General features: G+C 66.7%; 26 protein-coding genes. 6 read left to right on the top strand and 20 right to left on the bottom strand.

The window, feature by feature from the left end:
- Position 1: 1 nt before the first annotated feature.
- The 10 genes from flgJ to H3005_RS09815 all read right to left on the bottom strand — a co-directional run bounded on the left by flgJ (position 2) and on the right by H3005_RS09815 (position 8590).
- On the bottom strand, positions 2-1192 hold the full coding sequence (gene flgJ / locus H3005_RS09860) for a flagellar assembly peptidoglycan hydrolase FlgJ (RefSeq protein ID WP_191078049.1): 1191 nt from the start codon (positions 1190-1192) through the stop codon (positions 2-4).
- A 1-nt stretch (position 1193) separates the two neighbouring features.
- A complete protein-coding gene (locus H3005_RS09855) occupies positions 1194-2336 on the bottom strand; it encodes a flagellar basal body P-ring protein FlgI (RefSeq protein ID WP_269218792.1) in 1143 nt (380 codons plus the stop codon).
- A 2-nt stretch (positions 2337-2338) separates the two neighbouring features.
- Positions 2339-3031 (bottom strand): flagellar basal body L-ring protein FlgH, encoded by a 693-nt coding sequence (gene flgH, locus H3005_RS09850; RefSeq protein ID WP_025879104.1) that lies wholly within the window; start codon positions 3029-3031, stop codon positions 2339-2341.
- Between the two features lie 22 nt (positions 3032-3053).
- Entirely contained in the window at positions 3054-3839 is a 786-nt protein-coding gene (gene flgG / locus H3005_RS09845) for a flagellar basal-body rod protein FlgG (RefSeq protein WP_025879105.1), read from the bottom strand.
- 103 nt (positions 3840-3942) lie between these two features.
- Positions 3943-4692: a flagellar basal body rod protein FlgF gene (locus H3005_RS09840; RefSeq protein WP_191078047.1), complete on the bottom strand. Its 750-nt coding sequence runs from the start codon at positions 4690-4692 to the stop codon at positions 3943-3945.
- Between the two features lie 32 nt (positions 4693-4724).
- Positions 4725-5948 (bottom strand): flagellar hook protein FlgE, encoded by a 1224-nt coding sequence (flgE, locus tag H3005_RS09835; protein WP_100552487.1) that lies wholly within the window; start codon positions 5946-5948, stop codon positions 4725-4727.
- 32 nt (positions 5949-5980) lie between these two features.
- A complete protein-coding gene (locus tag H3005_RS09830; RefSeq protein WP_100552488.1) occupies positions 5981-6664 on the bottom strand; it encodes a flagellar hook capping FlgD N-terminal domain-containing protein in 684 nt (227 codons plus the stop codon).
- Between the two features lie 23 nt (positions 6665-6687).
- A complete protein-coding gene (flgC, locus tag H3005_RS09825; protein ID WP_025879109.1) occupies positions 6688-7095 on the bottom strand; it encodes a flagellar basal body rod protein FlgC in 408 nt (135 codons plus the stop codon).
- Positions 7096-7098: 3 nt separating this feature from the next.
- On the bottom strand, positions 7099-7494 hold the full coding sequence (gene flgB, locus H3005_RS09820) for a flagellar basal body rod protein FlgB (RefSeq protein ID WP_089241053.1): 396 nt from the start codon (positions 7492-7494) through the stop codon (positions 7099-7101).
- Positions 7495-7645: 151 nt separating this feature from the next.
- A complete protein-coding gene (locus H3005_RS09815; protein ID WP_089241055.1) occupies positions 7646-8590 on the bottom strand; it encodes a chemotaxis protein in 945 nt (314 codons plus the stop codon).
- Between the two features lie 134 nt (positions 8591-8724).
- Here H3005_RS09815 and flgA point away from each other — a divergent pair, with 134 nt between their 5' ends.
- The 4 genes from flgA (at position 8725) to H3005_RS09795 (ending at position 11406) form a co-directional block, all read left to right on the top strand.
- Complete coding sequence (gene flgA, locus H3005_RS09810; RefSeq protein ID WP_191078046.1) at positions 8725-9381, top strand: flagellar basal body P-ring formation chaperone FlgA; 657 nt, start codon at positions 8725-8727, stop codon at positions 9379-9381.
- A 75-nt stretch (positions 9382-9456) separates the two neighbouring features.
- Entirely contained in the window at positions 9457-9762 is a 306-nt protein-coding gene (gene flgM / locus H3005_RS09805; RefSeq protein ID WP_025879113.1) for a flagellar biosynthesis anti-sigma factor FlgM, read from the top strand.
- Complete coding sequence (locus H3005_RS09800) at positions 9759-10097, top strand: flagella protein (RefSeq protein ID WP_025879114.1); 339 nt, start codon at positions 9759-9761, stop codon at positions 10095-10097. Before flgM ends, H3005_RS09800 begins: the two co-directional genes overlap by 4 nt.
- A gap of 91 nt (positions 10098-10188) precedes the next feature.
- Positions 10189-11406, top strand: coding sequence for an ATP-binding protein (locus tag H3005_RS09795; RefSeq protein WP_099818410.1), 1218 nt, complete (start codon positions 10189-10191; stop codon positions 11404-11406).
- Between the two features lie 94 nt (positions 11407-11500).
- On the opposite strand, the gene H3005_RS09790 is transcribed toward H3005_RS09795, so the two are convergent.
- Positions 11501-13276 (bottom strand): EAL domain-containing protein, encoded by a 1776-nt coding sequence (locus H3005_RS09790; protein WP_089241062.1) that lies wholly within the window; start codon positions 13274-13276, stop codon positions 11501-11503.
- A gap of 4 nt (positions 13277-13280) precedes the next feature.
- Positions 13281-15383, bottom strand: coding sequence for a PAS domain-containing sensor histidine kinase (locus H3005_RS09785; RefSeq protein ID WP_180167013.1), 2103 nt, complete (start codon positions 15381-15383; stop codon positions 13281-13283).
- A gap of 143 nt (positions 15384-15526) precedes the next feature.
- Between H3005_RS09785 and H3005_RS09780 the strand changes: the two genes are divergently transcribed.
- Entirely contained in the window at positions 15527-18286 is a 2760-nt protein-coding gene (locus H3005_RS09780) for an EAL domain-containing protein (protein WP_191078045.1), read from the top strand.
- Between the two features lie 160 nt (positions 18287-18446).
- Here the strand turns inward: H3005_RS09780 and H3005_RS09775 are convergent, their stop codons facing one another.
- From H3005_RS09775 to H3005_RS09745, 7 genes are all read right to left on the bottom strand, one after another.
- A complete protein-coding gene (locus tag H3005_RS09775; protein WP_191078044.1) occupies positions 18447-18974 on the bottom strand; it encodes a hypothetical protein in 528 nt (175 codons plus the stop codon).
- A 65-nt stretch (positions 18975-19039) separates the two neighbouring features.
- Positions 19040-19255 carry a hypothetical protein gene (locus H3005_RS09770; protein WP_191078043.1) on the bottom strand — a complete coding sequence of 72 codons (216 nt, stop codon included), beginning with the start codon at positions 19253-19255 and terminating at the stop codon, positions 19040-19042.
- A gap of 98 nt (positions 19256-19353) precedes the next feature.
- Positions 19354-20544, bottom strand: a complete 1191-nt coding sequence (locus H3005_RS09765; RefSeq protein ID WP_100552494.1) for a methyl-accepting chemotaxis protein — start codon at positions 20542-20544, stop codon at positions 19354-19356.
- 163 nt (positions 20545-20707) lie between these two features.
- Positions 20708-21322 carry a high frequency lysogenization protein HflD gene (gene hflD, locus H3005_RS09760; RefSeq protein WP_100552495.1) on the bottom strand — a complete coding sequence of 205 codons (615 nt, stop codon included), beginning with the start codon at positions 21320-21322 and terminating at the stop codon, positions 20708-20710.
- A complete protein-coding gene (mnmA, locus tag H3005_RS09755) occupies positions 21319-22461 on the bottom strand; it encodes a tRNA 2-thiouridine(34) synthase MnmA (RefSeq protein WP_089241078.1) in 1143 nt (380 codons plus the stop codon). Before mnmA ends, hflD begins: the two co-directional genes overlap by 4 nt.
- Entirely contained in the window at positions 22458-22919 is a 462-nt protein-coding gene (locus H3005_RS09750) for an NUDIX hydrolase (protein WP_089241080.1), read from the bottom strand. Before H3005_RS09750 ends, mnmA begins: the two co-directional genes overlap by 4 nt.
- Before the next feature lies 1 nt (position 22920).
- Positions 22921-23409, bottom strand: coding sequence for a hypothetical protein (locus tag H3005_RS09745; RefSeq protein WP_191078042.1), 489 nt, complete (start codon positions 23407-23409; stop codon positions 22921-22923).
- Between the two features lie 113 nt (positions 23410-23522).
- On the opposite strand from H3005_RS09745, the gene clpS reads away from it, so the two are divergent.
- The gene (gene clpS / locus H3005_RS09740) at positions 23523-23849 is read left to right on the top strand and encodes an ATP-dependent Clp protease adapter ClpS (RefSeq protein ID WP_025879127.1); all 327 of its coding nucleotides are present in this window, start codon (positions 23523-23525) and stop codon (positions 23847-23849) included.
- A gap of 135 nt (positions 23850-23984) precedes the next feature.
- Here the strand turns inward: clpS and H3005_RS09735 are convergent, their stop codons facing one another.
- Positions 23985-24797 (bottom strand): APH(6) family putative aminoglycoside O-phosphotransferase, encoded by an 813-nt coding sequence (locus H3005_RS09735; RefSeq protein ID WP_191078041.1) that lies wholly within the window; start codon positions 24795-24797, stop codon positions 23985-23987.
- Positions 24798-24891 lie beyond the last annotated feature (94 nt).

Genomic DNA, 24891 nt, shown 5'->3' with positions numbered 1-24891 from the left:
CTCAACGACGAGTGATACCCAGCGCCGCGGTTGCGGTGCTGGCGAAGGTCTGACCGATGCGTGAGCCGGCGTCGGCCACGGCGGCCACGGCGCGCTCGATGGTCGGGCCGCCGGCGATCGCGGCGATCTTGGCCGCGTAGCGCGGATCGGTGGCATAGCCGGCGCGTTGCAGGCCGCGCGCGAAGCCCTGCACATCGGTGCCGGCCTGCAGCGCCTGCTGGTAGCGCGGGCTGGTCTTCAGCAGGCGCACGTAGTCGGCAAAGCTCTCCGCGGGCGAGGTGTAGGCGCGGAAGCTGGCGGTCTCGTTGCGGCGCACGCCATCGACATACTCATGGGTGCCGGCGGTAGCGCTCTGGCCCTTCCAGCCGGTGGCCTTGATGCCGAACAGGTTGTGCGAGGTGCTGCCGTCGGCATGCTTGATCTGGCGCTTGCCCCAGCCGGTTTCCAGCGCTGCCTGCGCAACCAGGGCGCGGGCGTCCACGCCCAGTTCCTTGGCCGCGCTCTGCGCGTGCTGCCAGATACTGGCGACGAAGCCTTCGGGTGTGTGCGCGCCCAGCTGGGCGACGGCGGTGCGGGTGGCCAGTGCATCGGCCGGGGTGCCGCTGCTGCCGCGGTTGCTGGCGGTCGGTGCCCACTGGTCGCTGGCAGCGGCCCAATCGGCACCGCCGATGGCGCCGGCATAGGGATCGTCGGTGCCCAGCGAACGGTGCATGCTGCTTTCCCGGCCCGCGATCAGGTCCAGCGCCTGCTCCATCGGTGCGACCGAAGACTGCGCGCCCTCCTGCACACCGGCCGCCATCTGCTGCAGCATGCGCACGGCCTGGCCGGCATCCTGCAGCGGCAGCGACGGCGCCGCCGGCGCATTGAGCTGGTAGGCGCGGCTGGCCTTGGCCGGATCCACCCGGGTATCCAGTGCCGGGCCATCGGCCTGCGCGCCGGACAACTGGCGGGTGATCATGCTCGACAGGCCCAGACCCTTGCCGCGGGTCATCGCCTCGGCGATCTTCTGGTCGTACATCTCCCGGAACATCTTGTTCTCGCCCGGGAACAGCGAATCGCCGAAGCTGGCATCACGCATGCTCTTGACCAGCATCTGCGCGAACTGGCCTTCAAGCTGGCGCGCGACCTTGTCGATCTTCGCCGGATCGTTCTGCTGTGCGGGGCTCAATTCGAATGCGGGAGTGATGCGCATGTCAGATCACCTCGAGCTCGGCGCTCAGGGCGCCGGCCTGCTTCAGTGCTTCCAGGATCGCGATCAGGTCACCCGGTGCCGCGCCAACGGCATTCACCGCATGCACGATCTCGTCCAGGGTGGTGCCGCCATTGAACTTGAACATGCGGCTGCCATCGTTGGTGGCAGTGATGGTTGACTGCGGCGTGGCCACGGTCTGGCCACCGGCAAAGGCGTTGGGCTGGCTGACGTTGGTGTTTTCCTGGATGGTCACCGTCAGCGAACCGTGCGAGATCGCGGCAGGGCCGACCCTTACCTGCTGGCCGATGACCACGGTGCCGGTACGCGAGTTGACCACCACCTTGGCCGGCGCAGCGCCGGGGGTCAGTTCCAGGTTTTCGATGCGGGCCAGCAGGCCGATGCGCGCACCGGCATCGGTCGGCGCGCGCACGGCAACCGTGCCACCGTCCACGGCGCGGGCCGAGCCCTCGCCAAAGGCATTGTTGAGTGCACCCACCATCCGCGAGATGGTGGTGAAGTCGCTGTTGTGCAGGTTCAGGTTGATCTCGCCGCTGGCACCGAATACATCGGGCAGGGCGCGTTCAACGGTCGCACCGTTGGGAATGCGGCCGACGCTGGGCACGTTCACCGAGACGCGCGAACCGTCCTTGCCCTGCGCGCCGAAGCCGCCGACGATCAGGTTGCCCTGGGCAATCGCATAGACCTGGCCATCGGCACCGCGCAACGGCGCCATCAGCAGCGAGCCACCACGCAGGGACACGGCGTTGCCGATGGAGGAAACAGTGATGTCGATCGGCTGGCCGGGCTTGGCGAACGGCGGCAGCTCAGCATGGATCGCCACGGCTGCAACGTTCTTCAGCTGCGGGTTGACGTTGGCCGGCACGTTGACGCCCAGCTCGCCCAGCAGGTTCTTCAGACTCTGCACGGTAAAGGGCGCCTGGCTGGTGCGGTCACCGCTGCCATCCAGGCCGACCACCAGGCCGTAACCCACCAGCGCATTGCCACGCACGCCACCCACCTGGGCCAGGTCCTTGATGCGCTCGGCGCTGGCGGGCGCAGCGATTGCCAGAAGGAGGAAGAATGATCCGTAGAGCGACGCCATGCGTCGCTGCCACGTAGAAGAGAAGAAAAGTTTCATGGCCATACTCAGAACGGCGTCAGGCCGGAGTTGAAGAAGCGGCTCAACCAGCCCATTGCGTTGGACTGCGCAACAGGGCCGCGGCCGCCATAGACGATGCGCGCTTCAGCCACGCGGCTGGAGGGCACGGTGTTGTCCGCGCTGATGTCGCCGGGGCGCACGATGCCCTGTACCTGCACCAGTTCGTCGCCCTGGTTCAGGCGCAGGTTCTTCTGCCCCTGCACCACCAGGTTGCCGTTGGGCAGGCGCTGCACCACCGTCACGGTCACGTTGCCCTGCAGGCGGTTGCTCTGCGCGCTGTTGCCCTTGCCGGTGAAATCGCGCGCGCCCTTGGCCGTTGCACTCAGGATGTCCTTGCCGCCCAGGGTGACCGGTGCACCGAGAATCGACGGCGTGCCGAGGCTCAGGTTCGATTCCTTGTTGGTGGCGGTGTTGGCGCTGGTCTGCGCGGTGGTGTTTTCCAGCAGGGTGATGGTCAGCAGGTCGCCGACATCGCGCGCACGGCGGTCCGAATACAGCTGCAGGGTCGGGCCGGCGGCGTAGATCGCGCCGGCAGTCGGTTCGGCCTGCGGCGGCATGATCGGCTGCAGCGGCGCCATCGTCGGATAGGGGCGCACGTCGCCAGCGATCACGCAGCCACCGAGCAGGGCAGCCACGGCGCAGGCGAGGGCAGTACGGGCGAAGGAAGAAAGGGGCGACATGGCAGTTTCCCGGTGAGGGCGGTCAGAGCTTGTTGCTGAGGTAGCCGAGCATCGAGTCGGTGGTCGAGATCGCCTTGGCGTTCATTTCGTAGGCGCGCTGGGTTTCGATCATCGACACCAGCTCTTCCACCACGTTGACGTTGCTGCCTTCCAGCGCCCCCTGCACCACGGTGCCCAGGCCGTTCAGGCCGGGGTTGCCGTTCTGTGCCGGGCCCGACGCGGTGGTTTCCAGGAACAGGTTTTCACCGCGTGCCTGCAGGCCCGCCGGATTGACGAAGTCGGTGAGGGTCAGCGCACCGACTTCCACCGATGCCGCACCGTCAGCCATCTTCACGCTGATGGTGCCGTCGGTACCGATGGTCACCGACTGCGCGCCTTCGGGAATCTGGATGCCCGGCTGCACCGGGTAGCCACTGTTGGTGACCAGCTCGCTGTCCTGGTTGATCTTGAACGAGCCGTCGCGCGTGTAGGCCGAGCTGCCGTCGGGCATCTGCACTTCGAAGAAGCCGCGGCCGTTGACCATCACGTCAAGCGCGCGGCCGGTCTGCTGCTGGCTGCCCTGCTCGAAGTTCTTGGCGGTGGCCACCACGCGCACGCCGGTGCCGATCTGCAGGCCGGTGGGCAGCTGGGTCTGTGCCGAAGACGAACCGCCGGGCTGGCGCACCTGCTGGTACAGCAGGTCCTCGAAGCTGGCGCGGTCCTGCTTGAAGCCGGTGGTGTTGGTGTTGGCGAGGTTGTTGGAAACCACCGACATGCGCATCTGCTGCGCATCCAGTCCGGTTTTAGCGATCCACAATGCCTGGTTCATCTTCGGAGTCCTGTCTGGGTGAAGCCGGCCGCGCGATGCGGCCCATGGGGTAGGGAGTGCAAGCGGCGTGCCAGTACCGGCGTCTGCCGGTGCCGGAATTCCGTCAGCTGCCCAGGCGCAACAGGCTGTTGGCGCTGCGCGCGTTGTCATCGCCGTGCTTGATCACCTGTACCTGCATTTCGTACTGGCGCTGCAGCTGGATCATCTGTACCAGCGCGCCGGCGGCATCGACGTTGCTGCCTTCCAGCTGGCCGCTGTGCACCGCCGTGCCCTGCGCCTGGGCGAACGGCTGCAGCGGATCGGTATTGCGGAACAGGCCATCCAGGCCGCGTTCGAGGCGCTCATCCGGCGCCTGCACCACCTTGATCCGGCCGATCATCGCCATCGTCTGCGGGCCTTCGCCCTGCGGGATGATCGAGATCGTGCCGTCGTTGCCGATCTCCATCGCCTGGTAGGGCGGAATTGCGATCGGGTTGTTGTTGTCGTCCAGCACCGGACGGCCGCTGGAGGTCACCAGCTGGCCGTTCGGGGTCACCGACAGCGCGGCGCCAGGGGTGTACGCCTCGCTGCCATCAGTGGACTGCACGGCCAGCCAGGTGCCGGTCTGCAACGACAGGTCCAGTGGCTTGCCGGTGATGTGCTGCGCGCCGGCCGTGCGGTTGAAGCCCGCATCGACGTGCAGCGCATCCACCCGCGAGGCAAAGCCCGGGCCACGGATCGGGAAGGCTTCGGTATTGGCCAGCGCTTCCTTGAAGCCGGGGGTGTCCGAGTTGGCGAGGTTGTGGCTGAGCGTTCCCTGCGCCTGCAGGGAGGCGCGGGCACCGGTCATCGCCACGTAAAGGGCTTTATCCATGCGGGGAGTTCCGTGACAGGGTCAGCAGGTCATCAACGGATGTTGATGACGGTCTGGGTGATCTGGTCCTGGGTCGTGATCATCTGCGCGTTGGCCTGGAAGTTGCGCTGCGCGGTGATCATGTTGACCAGCTGTTCGGTCAGGTCGACGGTGGAGGATTCCAGCGAGCCGGCCTGGATCTTGCCGAGGTTGGAGGTGTCGGCGGCGCCGGTGCGCGGCGTGCCCGAATCGAAGGTCTCCACCCACAGGTTGTTGCCCTTCTGTTCCAGGCCCTGCGGATTGTTGAAGCTGGTCAGCGCCACCTGGCCCAGCGGCTTGTCGTCGCCGTTGGAATAGCGGGCGAACACCACGCCGGTTTCCGAAACGGTGATCTCGTTGAGCTTGCCGGCCGCGTAGCCATCCTGCTGGGTGTTGCGCAGGGCGAATTTCTCGCCGTACTGGGTCGAGCCGCTCACATCCAGCGTCATGTTCAGCACGCCAGCGCCGGTGGTCGGGGTGAAGGTGCCCAGGCTGATCCTGCCGTTGGCCGGTGCGGTCAGCTTGCCAGCGTTGTCGAAGGTCAGCGGGGTCGGCGCGCCGGCCGGCTGGCCATCGACGTAGTTGTGCACCGTCCACGCGTTGGTGGCCGCTTCCTTGACGAAGTAGGACACCTGGGTGTGGCTGACGCCCAGCGAGTCATACACGGTGATGCCGCCGCTGGAGTGGCTGTAGCTGTTGGAATTGGTGGGGTCGAAAGTGGTCACCGTCGGCTGCTTGGCATTGCCCGGCAGGGTGAAGCCGACCTTGACTTCACTGGTCTGCTTGGGCGGGCTGTCGGTGGTCAGCAGCTGCAGATCGACCAGGCGGCCAGCATCGAAGTTGGTGCCGTCGGCGTTCGGTGCCAGCACCTGCAGGCGTGCGCCCTGCGGGTTTACCACGTAGCCGGCGGCGTCGGTCTGGAAGTTGCCGGCGCGCGAGTAGACGCGTGCACCGTTCATGTTCATGGTGAAGAAGCCCTCACCGGAAATGGCCATGTCCAGGCTGCGGCCGGTCTGCTCGTTGTTGCCCTGGATGAACTGCTGGGCCACGTTGGACACGCGCACGCCCGAACCGATCGCGTTCTTGGACAGGCCGTAGCTGGTGGCGGCGAACAGGTCGGCGAATTCCGCGCGCGACTGCTTGAAGCCGGTGGTGTTGACGTTGGCCACGTTGTTGGCGGTGACGCTCAGGTCCGAGTTGGCAGCGTTGATGCCGGACAGGGAAATGTTGAAGCCCATGGGATGCTCCTGTTGGATGCGGTGGGTGCGGCTCAGCTGACGCGGAGCACGTAGTCGAGAGGGGCCGTGCCCAGGCCCTTGAGATTCAGGTAGAGGCCGTCGGAACCGACGGTCACGCTTTCCACCGGTGCCTGCACGAAGGTTGAAAGCTTGGTGCTCTTGCCGGTGGTGTCGACGTGGTTGGCGACGATGTTGTACTTGCCCGGCTCCATGCGCTTGCCGTTGGCATCCTTGCCGTCCCAGGTGAACGCGGTCTCGCCGGCTGCCTTGGCTTCCACGCTGATCGAGGTGACCTTGGCGCCATTGGCGTCGGTGACGTCCACGGTGACGATGCCGGCGGCCGGTGCGGCAACCGTGCCTTCCACCGAGCCTTCCTTCTCCAGCACCAGCTTTTCCGACGGCACCAGCACCTGGTGGCCGACCAGCGCGGCGCCACGCAGCACCTGGTCGCTGGCCATCGACTCCTGGAAGCCCTTCACCGACTTGTTCAGATCGGTGATGCCCTGCACGGTCGACATCTGCGCCATCTGCGAGACCATCTGCGTGTTGTCCATCGGCTTCAGCGGATCCTGGTGCTGCAGCTGTTCGGTCATCAGGCGCAGGAAGTCGGCCTGGTCCAGCGTGTTCTTTTTCTTGGTGGCGTTGCTGTTGGGGGCGTTCAGGCCCAGGGCGGTGTAGACGTCCTGGTTGCTCTGGTTGTTGACGGCAGTGGTCATGACGGTGTCCGGTGCAGTGGGCCTCAGCGGCCCATGGTCAGGGTGGCCAGGGCCAGTTCCTTGGCGGTGGTCAACATCTCCACGCCGGCCTGGTAATTGCGCGAGGTGGAGATCAGGTTGACCATCTGCGCCACCGGATCGACGTCGGGCTGGTAGATGTAGCCATCGCCGTCGGCCAGCGGATGGCCCGGTTCGTAGCGCTTGATCGGCGCCGCGTTGCTCTGGGTGATTTCCTTCACCTGCACCGAGGTGATGTTCGGGTCGGTCTTGCTGGTGACCGCCTGGAAGATCGGTTCCAGCGGCTTGTACACCGCGTCGGCGGAGCCGGCGATGCTGTCAGCGTTGGACAGGTTGGAGGCGATGGTGCTCATGCGCACCGACTGCGCCTGCAGTGCGGAGCCGGCGATATCGAAGATCGGCAGGTTGCTCATGGCTTATTGCCCCGTGATCGCGGTGAGCATGGAACGCACCTTGCTTTCGACGAAGCTCAGCGAGGCGCGGTATTCCAGTGCAGCGCGGCCATAGGCGGCGCGCTCGGCATCGGGGTCGACGGTGTTGCCGTCGATGCTGGGCTGCACACCCTCGCGGGCCACCTGGAACGGATTGAGGCCACTACTGATTTCGTAGTGCTGCTCGTTGGTGGTGGTCATCAGGCCGTTGGCATCCAGCCCCTGGGCATGGCGCAGGGCCGAATCGAAGTCCAGGTCCTGGGCCTTGTAGCCGGGGGTGTCGGCATTGCCGAGGTTGCTGGCGATCAGCTTCATGCGCTGTTCGCGCAACGGCATTGCCTGGGCATGGACGCCCAGGTAGTCGGTAATCAGGTTGCGCACGGTGCACTCCCACGGGAACATTGCCCGGGAAGCTGCAAGCGGTGTGCCAAAGGCGTGGGGTCAGATCCCCGCAGGGGCTCTGACCCCGAGGGTCACGCATTGCGATGTATGGGGTCGGAGCCCCTTCGGGGGTCCGACCCCACGGGCGGCCTTACGCCGCCATCGCCACCTTGCGCAGGCGGTCCAGCACGAAGTCGGCCAGCTCGTGCGGCGAATACTTGGCGACGAAGGCATTGGCACCCACGCGCTCGACCATCGCATTGTTGAATACGCCCGACAGGGAGGTATGCAGCAGCACGTACAGCCCGGACAGGCCGGCGTGGCGCCGGATTTCCGTCGTCAGCGTGTAGCCGTCCATCGCCGGCATCTCGATGTCCGAGATCACCATGGCGTAGCGATCGGCCGGATTCTCACCCGAGGCATGGATCTGCAGCAGGTGGTCCAGCGCCTGCTTGCCATCCGAGAGCAGGGTTGCGCCCACGCCCAGCTGGTCCAGCACACTGCGGATCTGCTGGCGCGCCACCCGCGAATCATCCACCACCAGCACCTGCAGCTGCGGGGCATCGGCAGGCATCGCCATGGCCGGGTCGAGCACCGCTTCACCGCGGACCTGGGCGATGTCGGCCAGCACGCTTTCCACGTCGATCACCTGGATCAGCTCGCCCTGGAAGCGGGTCACCGCTGTCAGGTAGCTGGATTCAGCACCCAGTTCCGGTGGCGGGTGGATGTCTTCCACCGCGATGTTGACGATGCGCTCTACGCCGCTGACCAGGAAGCCCTGGATCGAGCGGTTGAACTCGGTCACCACCAGGTAGCCGGGCGCGGTGTCCGCATCCGGCTCGCGCTCGGGGTGGCCGATGGCCAGGCCCAGATCCAGCACCGGCACCGAACGGCCGCGCACATCGGCCACGCCGGCAAACTGGCCGGGCAGGCCGGGCACCTGGAACAGCTCCGGGCGGCGCAGCACTTCCTGCACCTTGAAGACGTTGACGCCAAAAAGCTGACGTCCGCCGAGGCGGAACAGCAGCAGCGCCAGGCGATTGTGGCCGGCCAGTCGGGTTCGCTGGTCGATCCGGTTGAGCAGGTCATGGGACATGGCTGCTGTATCGGCGCGGGCAGGGCGGAACTTGAGGGCCTGTGTACAGGGCCGGGCACGCAGGGATTTCCGTGCGCTGGCTGTGGCACGCAGCTTGCACGCGTCTGGGCCAGGTCTTACCGACAGGAGGCGTCATGCGCCGCATTGCTTCTTTCCTTGCCATTGCACTGGCCGTGGCCGCGCCGTGGGCAACTGCGGCCGACTGGCAGCCGGTGGCCAGCATCCGTGCCGCGGCACTGTCGACCCTGGCCGCCGGCACCGAAGGTGAGGCCGTCGTCGCCGATGCGCTGCGCCTTCCAAAATGTGGCGGCGCATTGCAGGTGCAGCCCACGGCCAACACCACGGTGGAGGTGAGTTGCCCCGATGCCGGCGGCTGGCGCCTGTTCGTGCCGGTGAAGGTGCGCCGCAACCAGACCGTGCTGGTGCTGACCCGTGGCATTGGCACTGGAGAATCCATTGCCGCCGCCGATATCAGTACTGCCCAGCGTGACGCGGCACGGATTGCCGGCGCAGTGCTGGCCGATCCTGCCGCAGCGATCGGCCGCATCGCCCGTCGGCCGTTGCCGGCGGGAACCCTGTTGTCGAGCAATGATCTGGTTGCACAGCGTCTCATCAAGCGTGGAGACAATGTGGCACTGGTATCGCGGCGTGGTTCGGTCGAGGTCCGCATCGCCGGGCGCGCACTGGGCGATGCCGGGCAGAACGAGCGCGTCTCAGTGGAAAACCTGTCCTCGCGCCGTATCGTGCAGGGCACGGTGGACGCGGCCGGTGACGTAATCGTGGCGCGTTGAAATAATGCAGAATTCCCCTAAAGATCGCGGCCCTGCGGCCGTTATCCCTTGTGTACGGCAACTCCAGGACACCCCATGAGCCAGAAAATCGACGGCAACCTGCAGGTCCCCCAGGCACTGCGCAGCGTGACCACCCCGGCCGCCAAGCCCGGCGTGAGCACCGATTCGGCGGCACGTCCGGTCGAGGCGGCCGACAGCCTGCGCCTGACCGGCGAAGCCACCAACCTGCAGGCCATCGAGCGTGAGCTGAGCACCGCCCCGGCGATCGACGCCCAGCGTGTTGCAGCGGTGCGCGAATCGCTGCAGAACGGCACCTACAAGATCAATCCGGACGCGATCGCTTCGCGCATGCTTGAACTGGACCAGCAGCTGCAAGGATGACCGCGGCGATGAGCGAGCCGCTGCAGCGCCTTGCCCAGGCCCTGGACGTTGAACGCCAGGCCCTGGTCGAGCACGACGTGCACGCCCTGATCCGTGCCACCGGTGCGAAGCTGGAAGCGCTGCGTGCGCTGGAAGGCGCGCCACCGGTGGGCGAGGGCGAGCAACTGCAGGAACTGGCCGAGCGCAACCGCGCCAACGGCGTGCTGCTGTCGCGGCGCCGGCGCGAGGTCAACTGGGCACTGCGCCAGATGGGCCGCACCGAAGAGTCCTCGGCATACGATGCCAAGGGCCAGTCGCACACCGTCACCGCGCGGCGGCCACTCGCCGTCGCCTGACAGGCCGGCGGTCGGCTGACCGTCCGATGGCGGCTGTCGGCCGCCGCATGAACGCGTATATTGGGCGCCTGTTTGATCGCCCCGAGCCGCCGTGTCTGCTGCCAACGTTCTGGTTACCGCCCCCCTTCCGCCGCAACCGGTGCTGCAGGCCCTGCTTGAGCGCCTGCGCGAAGGCTTGCTGCTGTTCACCGAAGATGGACAGGTGGCCTTGGCCAACCCGGCCGCACAGAGCCTGCTGGGCAGCGACGAAGGCGCCTTGCCGCCGCCGCAGCGCCTGCGTGAACTGCTGCCGCCGGATGCCCTCGAACATGCGCGCCAGCACGGTCACTGGAATGGCAGCCTGCCGCTGGGCGAGGGCGTGGTCATCGCCCATCTGTACTTCCATGGCGAGCCCGGTTCGGGGCACTACCTGGCGTTGTTCCGCCATATCGAAGGCCAGGAAGACTACGAGCGCGAACTGCAGCAGCGCCATGCCGAACTGCGCCAGGCGTACCTGCGCTTGAACGGCACCCAGGAAAAACTGTTGCAGTCGGAGAAGATGGCCTCCATCGGCCAGCTTGCCGCCGGCGTGGCGCACGAGATCAACAACCCGATCGGCTACGTGCATTCCAACCTGGGCAGCCTGCAGGAATACCTGCGCAGCCTGTTCACGGTGATCGAGGCCTACGAACGTGCTCTGCGTGCGCCGGACCCGAAGGCGTTGATCCCGGAAATCGACGATATCCGTGACCGCCTGGACATTGATTTCATCAGCCGCGACCTGCCGCAGCTGATGGCCGAATCACGCGAAGGCATCGAGCGCGTCACCCGCATCGTGCGCGACCTGAAGGACTTCTCCTATTCCGGCCGCGATGAGTCGTGGAAGCTGGTCGACCTGCATTCCGGCCTTGAATCGACCATCAACATCATCTGGAACGAGCTCAAGTACAAGGTGCACCTGGTGCGCGAGTTCGGCCAGCTGCCGCTGGTGGAATGCCTGCCGTCGGAGTTGAACCAGGTCTACATGAACCTGCTGCTCAACGCCGGCCACGCCATCGCCGAGCGCGGCACGATCACCGTGCGTACCGGCGTGGACGGAGACACGGTGTGGGTGGAATTTGAAGACACCGGTGGTGGCATCTCGCCGGAACTGCGCCAGCGCATCTTCGATCCGTTCTTCACCACCAAGCCGGTGGGCAGCGGTACCGGCCTGGGCCTGTCGATCTCCTACAGCATCATCAACAAGCACCACGGCCGCATCGATCTGGACAGCACGCCAGGCGTCGGCTCGCGCTTCCGCCTGGTGCTGCCGATCAAGCAGCCACGGTAAAGGCCTCTGGTAGTGCCGGCCGCTGGCCGGCAACCCGATGAAATCGGCTACCCAGCAGCTGCCGGCCAGCGGCCGGCACTACCCGTGTGCAGGTTCAGCGCAGCGGTGACCGATCCTCGCCACCATCAGCCGGCTCGGCGGCAACCGGCCCACCGTTGCTGCGTCGCTGTTCCTCGTACGTGCGGAACGCCTGGTGGATGTGCTTGCGCAGCTCGTCGTCGTTCCATGGCTTGGTCAGGAACCGGTAGATCGCACCGCGGTTGATCGCATCGGTCACCGTGTTCAGGTCGGTATAGCCGGACAACACCAGACGGATCGTGTCCGGGTACAGCATCTTCACCCGGCCCAGAAACTCGGTGCCGCTCATGTCGCTCATGCGCTGGTCGGACAGGATCACCTGCACGTCGTTGATGGCCAGCAGATCGAACGCATCGCGCACGTTGCCCGCCGCCAGGATGCGGTAGCCGTCGCGGCGGAACAGGCGCACCAGCGAGCGCAGCACGTTCTCCTCGTCGTCCAGCAGCAGCAGGGTGCGGTCCGGCCGGGTTTCGGCAAACGCCTCCGGGCGCAGGTAACGGCGGCGCAGGGTCATGCCGGCGGCGTCGGCCGACATCGGCTCGCCGAACAGGTAGCCCTGGAACACATCGCAGTCGTTGCGGCGCAGGAAGCCCAGCTGCGCCTGCGATTCCACGCCGTTGGCGATCACCGTCATGCCCAGCTGGTGGCCCATCGCGATGATCGCGCGGGCGATCGCCGCTTCACGATTGCCGGCAGGCGCGCTCTTGATGAAGCTGCGGTCGATCTTCAGCTTGTCCACCGGGTAGCGCACCAGTGCACTCAGGCTCGAATCGCCGGTGCCGAAGTTGTCCAGGCTCAGGCTGATGCCTTCGTTGCGCAGGTTGGCCAGCGTTTCGTGGACGAAGTTGACGTTGTTGGTCAGCGCGCTTTCGTTGATCTCCAGCGTCAGCATCTGCGCCGGCACGCCCGACGCCTGGATCACGCCCATCACTTCGGCAAAGAAGTTCGGCCGCAGCAGCTGCAGGGTGGATACATTCACTGCGATGGTGAAGTCATCGAAGCCCTGGTCGCGCCACAGCCGGGCCTGCTTCAAGGCACCTTCCAGCACCCATGTGCCGATCTGCACGATGATGCCCAGGCGCTCGGCAGTACGCATGAACCGCTCCGGCACCAGCATGCCCAGGGTGGGCGACTGCCAGCGCAGCAGCGCCTCCATGCCCACCACGTGGCCATCGCGGGCGCTGACCAGCGGCTGGTAGCGCAGCTTCAGTTCGCCGTTGGGAATCGCATCGACAATCTGCCGCGCGATGATGCTCTCGCTGTGCGCGCTCGGCGGCGTGTCCACCGCATGGATGCGCACCGCATTGCCACCTTCGCGGGCGGCCTGGTACAGCGCGTCCTCGGCATGGTCCAGCAGGCGCGAGGCGCTGCTGGCATGCTCCGGGCACAGGCTCACGCCCAGCTTGCCGGTCATGAACAGCGTATAGGGCAGTACCGAAAGGGGCAGCTCCATCTGCTGGCGGATCTCTTCGGCGAAATCCTCGGCCAGTGGCAGATCGGCGGTGCGCGGCACGGCGATCAGGAACTCGTCGCTGCCATGCCGCCACAGCTTGCCGCGTCCGCGCAGGTAGGACTGCAGGCGCTGGGCGACCAGCACCAGGGCCTGGTCACCGACCTCCGCGCTCATGTTTTCATTGACCGAGGCGAAGTGATCGATGTCCACATGCATCAGCATCAGCGCTGTGCCTCCGGAAGCGGCTTCGGCGACCATCGCCTGCAGCTCGGGGTTGCCGGCGCCAAGGCGATCAGGCGCATCATCGATGCTGACCGGGGGCAGGTTGGGGTTCCACATGGGCTCAGTATTCCGCTGACTCTACGGCCGCGGTAACAGCGGCCTGGTAAGGAAGGTGGACATCGACGAGGGTACCGGCGCCATGCGCCGACTCGATCCGCACATGGCCGCCCACGCTCTGCGCACGCTCGCGCATCACGATCAGGCCCAGGCCGCGCGGGCCATCCGGGTCGAACCCCTCGCCATCGTCACGGATCATCAGGTGCAGCCCGCGCTGGTCGACGTCGCGCAGCTGCAGCACCACCTGGCTGGCGCGCGCGTGGCGCAGCGCGTTGGTCAGGCTTTCCTGGGCGATGCGGAAGCACGCCTGTTCGATGCTGTTGTCCGGGCGCGTGGGCAGCGATTCGATCTCAGCCTGCAGCTCGACGCTGGACGAGCGGAACAGCACACGCGCCTGCCAGCTCAACGCCGCTTCCAGGCCCAGCGCATCCAGCTGCGGCGGCCGCAGCAGGGTGGAGATGTCGCGCAGCTTGGCGACGGTGGTATCGGCCAGGCTGACGATCTGTGCCAGGTCCTCGCCGCGCCGTTGCGCGTCGTCCTCGTCCTGCGCCGCATAGGCCGAAAGCTTGATCGCGGTGATCGCCTGGCCGATGTCATCGTGCAGGTCGCGCGAGATTGCCCGGCGCTCGTCTTCCTGCAGCGAGAACAGACGACCGGCCATCGCCTGCAGCTCGCGGTTGCTGGTCTCCAGCGCGCTGCGGGTCTGCTCCGATTCGCTCAGGTCGCGCACGATCAGCAGCTTGCAGTCACGCCCGCCGTAGCGCACGTCACCCACCGCAAGGCCGGCCTGGAAGCTGCGGCCATCGGCGCGCTGCATGGCCAGCACGCTGCTGTGGCCTGGGCTGTGCTGGGGCTGCCCAGCGCGCATCTGCGCGCGCAGCCGGGCCAGATCGCTGCCTGCCACCAAGGCTGACAGCGGCTCGCCCAGCAGCGTGTGGCTGCCGTAGCCGAACAGGCCGGCCGCCCACGCATTGGCGTACAGCACATGTTCGTCGGACAGGATCACCACGCCATCGGGCAACACCCGCACCAGCTCGCGGAACTGCTCCTCGCGTTCGCGCAGCAGGCGCCGTGACTGCTCACGTTCGGTCACGTCCTGCAAGGTGCCCAGGATCCGGTCACGGCCGGCCTCATCCACACCGCTGGCCGCACGCAGGTGCACCATCAGCGCGCGGCCATCCATTGCCAGTACCGGCAGCAGCACATCCACCTGCACCTGCTCGCCGGAGCACAGCCCGGCCAGCACCTGATCGGTCTGTGCGGCGGTAGCCGGGTCGGCTGCCACCAGCAGTTCGTCGAAACGGTGCCAGCGTCGCGCCTCGGGCGGGCGACGGCCCAGCAGGCGATAGACCTGGTTGGAGTAACGGCCCTGGCCGGTGGACGGGTCCAGTTCCCATGCGCCGATCCGCGCCAGTTCGTGGGCTTCTTCTACCCGGGCCAATGCCTGGTCGCGCCGAAGCTGCGCCAGGTCTTCGGCCGTGCGGTCGATGGCGATGAGCAGGCGCGCCGTGTGCCCGTCGTAGTCGATCGCGTTCGAGCGCAGTTCCATCTGCCGCAGGCTGCCATCGCGCAGCTGCAACTGCGCACGCAGGATGCACAGCTGCTCGGGCGCCTCGCGGATCTCTTCCAGCTTGGTCTGCAACGCTTGGTCCTGGCCCGGTGGCCAGAGCACGTCGATGGTCTGTGCCAGAAGCGCGTCGCGGTCCCAGCCGAAGGTGCTGCAGGCGGCCGGATTGGCATCGAGGATGGCCAGTGTGTCCAGGTCATAGACCAGGATCGGGCCGGGGTTGCCCTCGAACATCTGCCGCAGGCGCAGCTCGGAAGCCTGCAGGCGGGCATGGGTGTGCAGCACGTGCTCGGCCAGCGGCCGCAGCAGCAGGTACAACAGGCCTGCGCTGGCCAGGGCGAAGAATGCGCCCTTCATGCTCTGCCACAGTGCCGCCTGCTGCGGGTCGGGCACCAGCGCCGTCACCGCGCCGTCAGTGGCGATCATCCAGGCCAGCGCCATCGCCAGGTAGCTCAGCACCACGCGCCGACGGTCGCGCCCCAGCGCCTGCGCCATCCGCGGGTCGGGAACAGGGGCAGTGCCGGTCGGTTCTACGGGCATGGACAGGGCAGGGAGGAGGGCAGGGAAGAGGGGTGCCGGTCATCTTACCGCGCAGGTGTGCCCTGGCCACTCAATTATCCGCCGCAGGCGCCGTTAACCACTGCGTGCCCCGCTGTCGGGCGTTTCATCCGGAGCAAGATCGCGTGGACCAAGGGATCATCGCCAGCCTGCTGCAGCATCCGCTCGCCTCGGCGCTGGTCATCGTCGACCGTAGCGGGCGCCCGCTCGCGGCCAATCCGGCCGCGCGCGAGCATGGCCTGCCGGCTACGGTGGCCGCCTACGCGCCGATGCTGGAAGACCTGCGCCTGCTGGCCGCCGACGGTGGCATCGTCGCCTGCACGCTGCCAGGCGGCCCACGCGGCCACTACGATGGCCACCTGCGCGCCGTGCATGACAACAGCGGCAACCTGCTCGCCTTCACCCTCAGCGTGCCCGAGCCGGTGCCGATCGACGGTGGTGGCCGCTGGGAACTTGCGCTGGACAGCGCCGGCCACAGCCTGTGGGACTGGGACATCCCCAGCGACCGGGTGGCCCGCACGCCCGCGCTGGGTGAGGAAACCGCCACCCAGATTCTGGCGCGCGTGCACGCCGACGACATCACCCAGGTGCGTGCCGCGCTGGATGAACACCTGCAGGGTGGCAGTGAGCAGTACAGCGCCCAGTTCCGTTTCCGCCAGGCCGATGGCCAGTGGCGATGGGTGCTGGACCGCGGCCGGGTGGTGGCCCGTACCGCCGATGGCCAGCCGCTGCGCATGGTCGGCACCCATACCGACATCGAGCAGCAGAAGCAGCTGGAGGCCATGCTGCAGGAGCAACAGCTGCATCTGCGCGAAGCCCAGCGCATCGCCAGCATGGGCAGCTGGTCGTTCGATCCGCACAGCCGCCACTTCTGGTGGTCGCCGGAGCTGCGCTCGCTGCTGGCGCTGCAGCAAGGCAGCATCCCGGGGCAGCGACGTTGGCTCAAGCAGCTGCACCCCCGCTCACGCGGGGCACTGCGTGCCGCCTGGCGGCGCCTGTGGCGTGATGGCCGCGCCGCCAATATCGAACTGGAACTGACCCGCGGCAACGAACCCTCCCAGCACCTGCGGCTGTGGATGCAACCGCTGCTGGACATGGACGGCCAGCCCAAGCGCTTGCTGGGGCAGGTGCAGAACATCACCGAACAGCACCAGACCGATGCGCTCATCCGCTGGCGCACCGAACTGCTCAACCGCGTATCCGCGCTGGGCCGCATCGGCGGCTGCGAGATCGAAGTTGCCACGCGCAACATGCAATGGACCGAGGAGTGCTATCGCATCCACGGCCTGCGCAAGGAACCGATCACCCTCGACCAGGCGCTCGCACTGTACGCCGAGGATTCGCGCGCGGCGTTCGAAGCGGCGCTGGGGCGGATTGCCGGTGGCGGCCTGCCTGAGCAGCTGGATCTGTGCTTCTACCGCCAATCCGGCCTGCGCGTGTGGGTACAGGTGCTGATCGAACTGGATCGTCGCGATGGCCTGCCGCCGCGCTTCGTGGTCCTGTTCCGTGACATTACCCGCGAGCGTGAAGCCAACGAACGCATCGAACTGCTGGCGCACTACGATCTGCTGACCGGATTACCCAACCGGGTGCTGCTGGGCGAGCAGACGTCGGAGGCCATCGAGGAGGCGCGCGATCGTGGCACCTCGCTGGCCATGCTGTTCATCGACCTGGACGGCTTCAAGAACATCAACGACAGCTTCGGCCATGCCACTGGCGATGCGCTGCTGAAGGCCGCCGCGACCCGCTTGCACCAGAACCTGCGCAACAACGACCTGTTCGGCCGTTTCAGTGGCGACGAGTTCATCGTGGTGCTGCGCGACCTGGCCGAGCCGGAAGATGCCGGCCATGTAGCGCGCAAGCTGATCAATTCGCTGGCCGAACCACTGCGTCGCGGCGATACCACGTTGAAGGTGGGCGCCAGCGTGGGCATCGCCATGCTCGGCGAGAGCCAGACCGACTTCGATTCGCTGCTGCGCGCAGCCGACGCGGCGATGTACGCGGCCAAGGAAGCCGGTCGCAATACCTATCAGTATTACAGCCAGGACGCGCTGGCGCGGATCCAGCGGCGGTTGGAGATCGAGCACGGCCTGCATGGCGCCATCGAGCGCGACGAGTTCAGCCTGGCCTATCAGCCGCTGCTGCACGCCCATCATGGTGAGCCGCCGGCGATCGAAGCGCTGCTGCGCTGGCATCGTCCGGGGATCGGCTACTGCAGCCCTGCGGAGTTCATTCCGATTGCTGAAAAGTGCGGCGAGATCGTCCGCATCGGCGACTGGGTGTTGTCCGAAGCCTGTCGCCAGGCGGCAGCATGGGACCGTGCCGGCCTGCATTTCGAGCGCATTGCGGTAAACGTGTCGGCGGTGCAGCTGCGTGATCGCGGCTTCGCTGAGCGGGTGATCGAAATCTGCCACGCGCACGGCTGGCCGCCGCAGCGGCTGGAGCTGGAACTGACCGAATCGGCGCTGATCCGTGACACCGACATCCTGCGCCACTGCTTCGATGTGCTTGAACGGCATGGCGTGCCGCTGGCGGTCGATGACTTCGGTACCGGCTTCTCCAACCTCAACTACCTCAACCGCTTCCCGGTCGGCCGCCTGAAGATCGACCGCAGTTTCGTGCAGGGGATGCTGCACGACTCGGGTACCGCGGAAGTGACCCAGGCCATCGTGCACCTGGGCCATGCGCTGGGCATGAAGGTGGTGGCCGAGGGCGTGGAAACACACCAGGAAGAGGACATGCTGCGCCGGCAGGGCTGCGACGAGATCCAGGGCTACCTGTACTCGCGCCCGCTCAGCCCGCGCGACCTGGCGCAATGGCTGCGCCAGCAGCACGCCGCACCCGGCCGCACCGATGCCGCCAGCGAAGTGGTGCTGGTTCGCTGAGGCGCCACGACCCTGCCTTGGTGGGTGCCGACCGTTGGTCGGCACTGATGTCGGCACGCGCGATCATCCACGCATGGCGTGGATCTACACTGCTCTGGTAGATGCCGACCTTGGTCGGCATTGATGCCTGCACGCGCGATCATCCACGCATGGCGTGGATCTAGTGCGGCGCGGCAACCAGCCTCTGCGGAAACTCGGACCGCAGCCGTGCGCGCACCGCTTCGACCACGTTGGCATAGCGTCGCCGCTGGATGTAAAAGCCAATATAGAACAGCAGCAGGGCCACCAGCATCGGCGACGCCGCCGGGCGTACCAGAATGATCGGCACCATCATCAGCGTCAGGCCCAGCGCGAACCAGCTGCACAGTCCGACCACCCGCACCTCCCGGCGCCGCGCGTCGATCATCACCCGGCCGCGCATCAGCGGAAAGTAGCGACCGCCGAAGCTGGGTGCGAAGCTCTCGCGAAAGGCGACACTGCCGTCCGGCAGCGCGCGGAACACCAGGCGAAGCCAGGTATCGGTCGGCAGGTCATGCTCCAGGCCGGCCAACGAAAGCTGGGCCAGTTCGGTCGGCGTAGCGGCGATGCGTTGGTTGAACAAGGCGATGCCGGTACGGAAGAAGAATGGCGCCCACATCACCAGCAGCAGGATTTCGACCAGCAGCAGGGTAATCAGGGCGATGACCATCGGTCTTCCATGAACAGGACCGGCGCATCATGCCATGGGGAGCTTCATCCACGCAGGGCGTGGATCTACTTCAACGCATCCCCATCCAGCCCAAGGTCCCACGCCAACCCCAGCACGTCGTCGCCAGCCACAACCGGGGCAGGGCGCGCATCGGCCAGTTGCTGCAGCTCCTGTATTTCTTCGCGGGCCACATCTTCCAGCTGTCGCAGCTGCTCACGTACGCTCGCATTGCGCGGGCGTTCGTTCTCGTTGATCGGGGGCAGGGCGCGGATCAGGGTCATGGTGCGCTTGCAGGATGCATCCAAAGGCGGGTCACACGCAAAGGCCCCGGCAGAACCGGGGCCTTGCACGCTGCCGGAAGAGGCAGCGGACATCAGGATCAGAACAGCTCGACCGTACCGGCGCCCATGCTCTGCTGGGCAACCGGCTTGTGCGGCGGGCGTTCCCATTCGCTGCGCAGTTCGCGCAGGCGGCTGCCGGTGCGCTGCAGGGCCGAGGCGATTTCCTCGTCGAACACGCCGCCGTTGCGGTGCAGCAGTTCCTGCAGGGCCACCGCTTCGCGGTTGATTGCGGTCAGGCGGTCCAGGTGGGTATGTACGCCGCCCAGCGCCTGGGTGGCGATGTCCTCGAACTGCAGGGCGCGCACGGCTTCGGCTACGCTGCCATCGATCGAACGCGCGCAGTCGGACACTTCGCGCATGCCGTCACCCAGCGACGCATTGATCTGCGCCACGTTGTCCAGCATCGCCGCGGCTTCCTGGCGCGCTTCACGGGAGCGGTCCATATCGCGCGAGGCCATGTGCGAAACCGTCTCGCGGACCTTGGCGATGGCGTCCTTGGAGCTGTGTGCCAGCTTGCGGATCTGCTCGTTGAAGGTGGTCGAGCGCTCGGACAGGTTGCGTACTTCGTCGGCGACCACGGCGAAGCCGCGACCGGCTTCACCGGCACGCGCAGCTTCGATGGCGGCATTCAGGGCCAGCAGGTTGGTCTGGTCGGCAATCGACTTGACGTCTTCCAGCAGCGCGAAGATGCCATCCAGGTGCTGCGCCATCTGATCGATGTGCTGCACGGTGGTACTGCTCTGGCCGCTCACCTGTTCCAGCGCTTCCACCAGCTGTTCCATGCGGTGGCTGGCGTGCTGGGCGAAGCGGGCAACGTCGAGGCCAGCGCCGCCTTCGTCACCGGCGCGGTCGACGATGCGCGACAGCGCCTGGCTCTGCTGGCGCGACTTGCGGTTCATCGCATCGAAGCTGCCGCCGAGGCTGGAGACGGCCTGGCGGATCAGGTCGCGGGCGCGTTCCACTTCGCCACGCGAACCGTCGATCTCGTTGCCGACGAAGTTGCGCAGCTCGGTCAGCAGCTGGTCCTGCTCACGCAGGACACGGGCATGTTCCGGGGAACGGTGCGCCTGGGCGCGGGCGGTCCACCACGCAAAGCCGAGCCAGCTCAGCGTCATCGTGGTCAGGATCGCCCAACGCAGGGCGACCGGCCATTCGAAACCGATGGCGAAGGGGAGCAGCAGGGTCAGAGCCAGGGGGGCGGCCAGACGGATGAAAATGCGTGAGTACATGGACGTTCTCGGGAGGTGCACGGAGGATGTATCGGCCGTACCCCCCTTCTCTTTAACGTCGATGTGCTCCGAAATGCATTCTGAATGCGCCGGTTTTCCGGCGCGCCCGGGTGGTCTGGGGTCAGGGCCCTATCCCTGCAGGAAAGGGATCCGACCCCGCACTTCAGGCCAGCTGCCGGTCCACGGCCTCGACCATCGCCTTGCGGCTGAGCAGGAAATCCCAGTAGCTGCCACCCAGCTGCCGCCACAGCACCGCGGCGCGCACGGCGGCCAGCAGCAGTGCACGGATCTCGGCCACCACGCCGGCCTGGCCCAGGTAGTGCGGGTTGCCCTGCACCATCACCCTCGGCTTGAGGTGGCTGATGGTGTCCGCATACAGGCCGCCCAGCGCGGCCAGTACATCCGGGTGTCCGCTGTCTCCCAGCGCGGCGGCCTGCTGCTGGGCGCGCTCGATACCCGAGGCGACCTTGTTCACGGTGGCCCCGTCCTGCACGAACCGGCGCTCCAGCTGCAGCACCGACAGGGCCAGCTTGGGCAGGATCGGATCCTGGCCCTGGCTGCGGAAATGGTTGTGCAGCAGGCGCAGGCCGGACTTCAGTGCGTGCCGATCACCAAACACCGCCTGCGGCGAGGACGCATCGATGCGGAACACGCTGTCCACGGCGGTGCGCACGGCAGCGGCGTCGGAATGGCCGGTATCGGCGATACGGCGTACCTGCTGCAGGGCCTGGGCAATGCCGGCCAAAGCCAGAACGCGGTCGTCGACAGTGAAACTCATGCAGCGAGTACCTCAAAAGGGGAAGGGGTGGTGCGCAGGCGCTGTTCCAGCGGCGCGTCGGTGGCGGCGATCACCGCGCCACCCAGGCAGACCTCACCGTCATACAGCACCAGGGATTGCCCGGGGGTGACTGCACGCTGCGGGCGGGCGAAGGAAACCTGCACGCTGCCGTCGTCCAGCACGTCCACCGTGCACGGCTCGTCCGGCTGGCGGTAGCGGGTCTGCGCGGTGCATTCAAAACGCCGTGCCGGTGGCGCGCCGGCAATCCAGTGCGCGGTCTCCGAGCGCAGTCGGTTGGACAGCATCCACGGGCTGTCGCGATCCTGGTCCACGTACAGCACGTTGCTGGCCACGTCCTTGCCGACCACGTACCAGGGGGCGGCAGGGCGGCCGCGCACGCCGCCGATGTTCAGGCCTTCGCGCTGGCCCAGGGTGAAATAGAAAACGCCAGGGTGTTCAGCGATCACGCTGCCATCGCTGGGGTCCAGGATCTGCCCGGTTTTGGCCGGCAGGTAGCGTCCGAGGAACTCGCGGAAATCGCGCTCGCCGATGAAGCAGATGCCGGTCGAATCCTTCTTGGCGTGGGTCGGCAGGCTCACGTCGCGGGCAATCCGGCGCAGGTCGCTCTTTTCCAGATCGCCAATCGGGAACAGCGTGGCTGCCAGCTGTTCCTGCCCCAGCTGGTGCAGGAAGTAGCTCTGGTCCTTGGAACGGTCGGCGCCACGCAGTAGCAGCCACTGATGGCCGCGCTGGGCAATGCGCGCGTAGTGCCCGGTGGCGATGCGCTCGGCGCCCAGCTCGCGGGCAGCATCCAGGAAGTGCTTGAACTTCACTTCGCGGTTGCACAGCACGTCCGGGTTCGGCGTGCGGCCGGCGGCGTACTCGGCAAGGAAGTGTTCGAACACCCCTTGCCAGTACTCGTTGGAGAAGTCGCGGAAATGGAACGGGATGCCCAGCAACCCGCAGACAGCCACCGCATCGCGGCGATCATCTTCAGCGCGGCAGTCACCGCTGCCGTCGTCGGCCCAGTTCTGCATGAACAGACCGGCCACGGCCTCGCCCTGCTGTACCAGCCGCCAGGCGGCCACGGAGGAATCCACGCCGCCAGACACGCCAACCATCACCCGTGGACTGCTCATGCGACCTCCCGGACCAGTGCAAGCGGGTAGCGCTGGCCGGCCAGGTAGTCGGCCAGCACCTGCCAGACCAGCGGGCTGCGCTGGCGTCCGGCGGCGGCCTGCAGTTCGGCCGGGGTCATCCACAGCGCCCGATCGATGCCGGCATCCAGCGGCCGCGCCGGGTCGTGCGAGACCGGGCGCGCGGCATAGCAGAAGCGCAGGAACGGGGTGCCGTCAGCGGCGGTCCACTGGTAGCAGCCGATGAAGGCGGTCAGTTCCACCGTCCAGCCGGTTTCCTCGACGGTCTCGCGCAGGGCGGCGGCAGCCAGGCTTTCGCCCGGCTCCAGGTGCCCGGCCGGCTGGTTCAGCACCTGCCGGCCTTCGATGGTCTCTTCGACCAGCAGCACCCTGCCACCGTCGACCACCACGGTGGCGACGGTTGCGTGCGGTGCCCAGCGCGGGTCCGGCGAGGTGTTCAACTCAGAGATCGTCCTTCTTGGTCAGCTCCAGCTCCATCGCATCGGCGGTGCGGATGGCCGCATCGATGGCGTCGCTGAGCTGGTCGGAGGTGGCGTCGGCATCGATCTTCACTACGAACATCGCGGTCGACTCCTGCTTCACCCAGCCGCCCATCTTGGCATCCTGCGAGTCTTCCAGCAGGCGGTTGGCCACGGCCACCGGGAACTGCTTGGTCTGAGAGGTATAACCCGGCGACCAGACCTCACGGATGTTGTGGGTACCGAAGTCTTCCACCGACGAGCGCACATAGACGATCTGGGTGCGATCGCCTTCGACGTCGAACACCATCTGGTAGTCGCCGTCTTCATCCACCTCGTAGGTGTAGCCCAGCTTTTCCAGATGACGGGCAACGGCCTTGTCGGCCTTCGCGCTGTCAGTGGTGGTCGCAGCGCCAGCGGTGCCAGCGGCAGCCAGGGCGATCAGCAGGGCGGAGAGAAGGGTCCTTTTCATGAAGATCCTGTGAAACCAAGAGTGTGGGAAGGTGCAATTGTGACGGCGGGCGTCCTTGCCGTCCATTCCGCACAGGGCCGACGCAGGGCCGTCTCAGCCCTTATAATGGACCGATGCCTCGCGAGTCCGCCCCCGATTCCCACCACGAGCACGGCGTTGCCGTGGAGCCCGCGCGCCCGGAAGTAGCGCCGCCGCCGTTCTATCAGGTCATGCTGCTCAATGACGACTACTCCCCGATGGATTTCGTCGTGGACGTCCTGCAGCAGTTCTTCAACATGGACCTGGACAAGGCCACCCAGGTGATGCTGCACGTCCACACCCGTGGCCGTGGCGTCTGCGGTGTGTTCACCCGTGAAGTGGCCGAGACCAAGGTGGCCCAGGTCAACGAGTACGCGCGGATGAACCAGCATCCGTTGCTGTGCACGATGGAAAAGGCCTGACCGCCCACGGTCCGATCGCGGATGGAGCGCGCCCTGTAGAGCCGAGCCCATGCTCGGCTGATTTCTGCCCGGGCGTATCGACCCCGGATGGAGCGTGCCCACCAAGGTGGGCACCTACCAGGGCAGACAGAGGATTCACACCTCCGCCAGCGCCTGCAAGGCCATCCCGGCTACTGCCTCATCGATGTCGGCCGGGTCGCCGTCATCCCGGAACCACACCGCTGACAGCCCGGCACTGGCCGCGATCCAGCGCAGCAGTCGCGTGCGCTCGATATCGGCCAGCCGGCAGACCTGTTCCAGCCGGGCGTGGAAGCGCTCTGGCCGGGTGGCCACATGGATGCCTGGCCCGCACAGGTCCGGGTTGCTGAACATCGTGGTGTAATCGAACGCGCGGTCGCCCAGCAGCCGCTTCGGGTCGATCGCAAGCCAACCCCGTGCGCCGAAATCCAGCACGTTGTCGTGGTGCAGGTCGCCATGCAGCGGCCGTATCTCCTGCTCATCCTCCAGCAGTGCCATCGCCAGCGATCTGCACTGTTCCAGCAATGGCGGCAGCGGCGCCCTTGCCTGCAGCAGATCGGCGAACCATCTACGCAGGCAGACCAGGTCTTCTGGTGGCGCGCTCCGTGGCCGGTGCAGCTGCTGCAGGACCTGGCACAGGATCATGGTGCAGGCGTCGTCCTCGCCCTTGATCGAACGTTGCCGCAGCGAATCGCCGTGCGCGCGTTCGATCAGGATCGCCGGCCCCTCGTGGGCCAGCAGGCGTGCGGCACCGTCGCCGTTCCACCAGCGCAGCAGGCGATGGCCGTTCTGTTCCTCTGTCTCCGTGCTCACCTTCAACATGGCCGCCTCGCCAGAGGCGGTCAGCACCGGCCAGAGCCGGGCATGGGGGGTACGGATCGAAGGGCCATCACGTCGCAATCGCCAGCGGCTCAGGTAGGGTTCGCTCATGGTGAGGGTGCTGTCCTGGAGTGAACGATGATCAAGCGGTTCGCACTGCTAACGCCATCTGAACGTCGCAATCCGCTAGGGTGATGGAAATCGC

The sequence above is a fragment of the Stenotrophomonas sp. Br8 genome (genome assembly GCF_014763005.1).
Classification (GTDB): Bacteria; Pseudomonadota; Gammaproteobacteria; order Xanthomonadales; family Xanthomonadaceae; genus Stenotrophomonas; species Stenotrophomonas lactitubi.
Note: the sequence above shows the minus strand (reverse complement) of the source record. Positions and strands in the feature narration are given on the sequence as shown.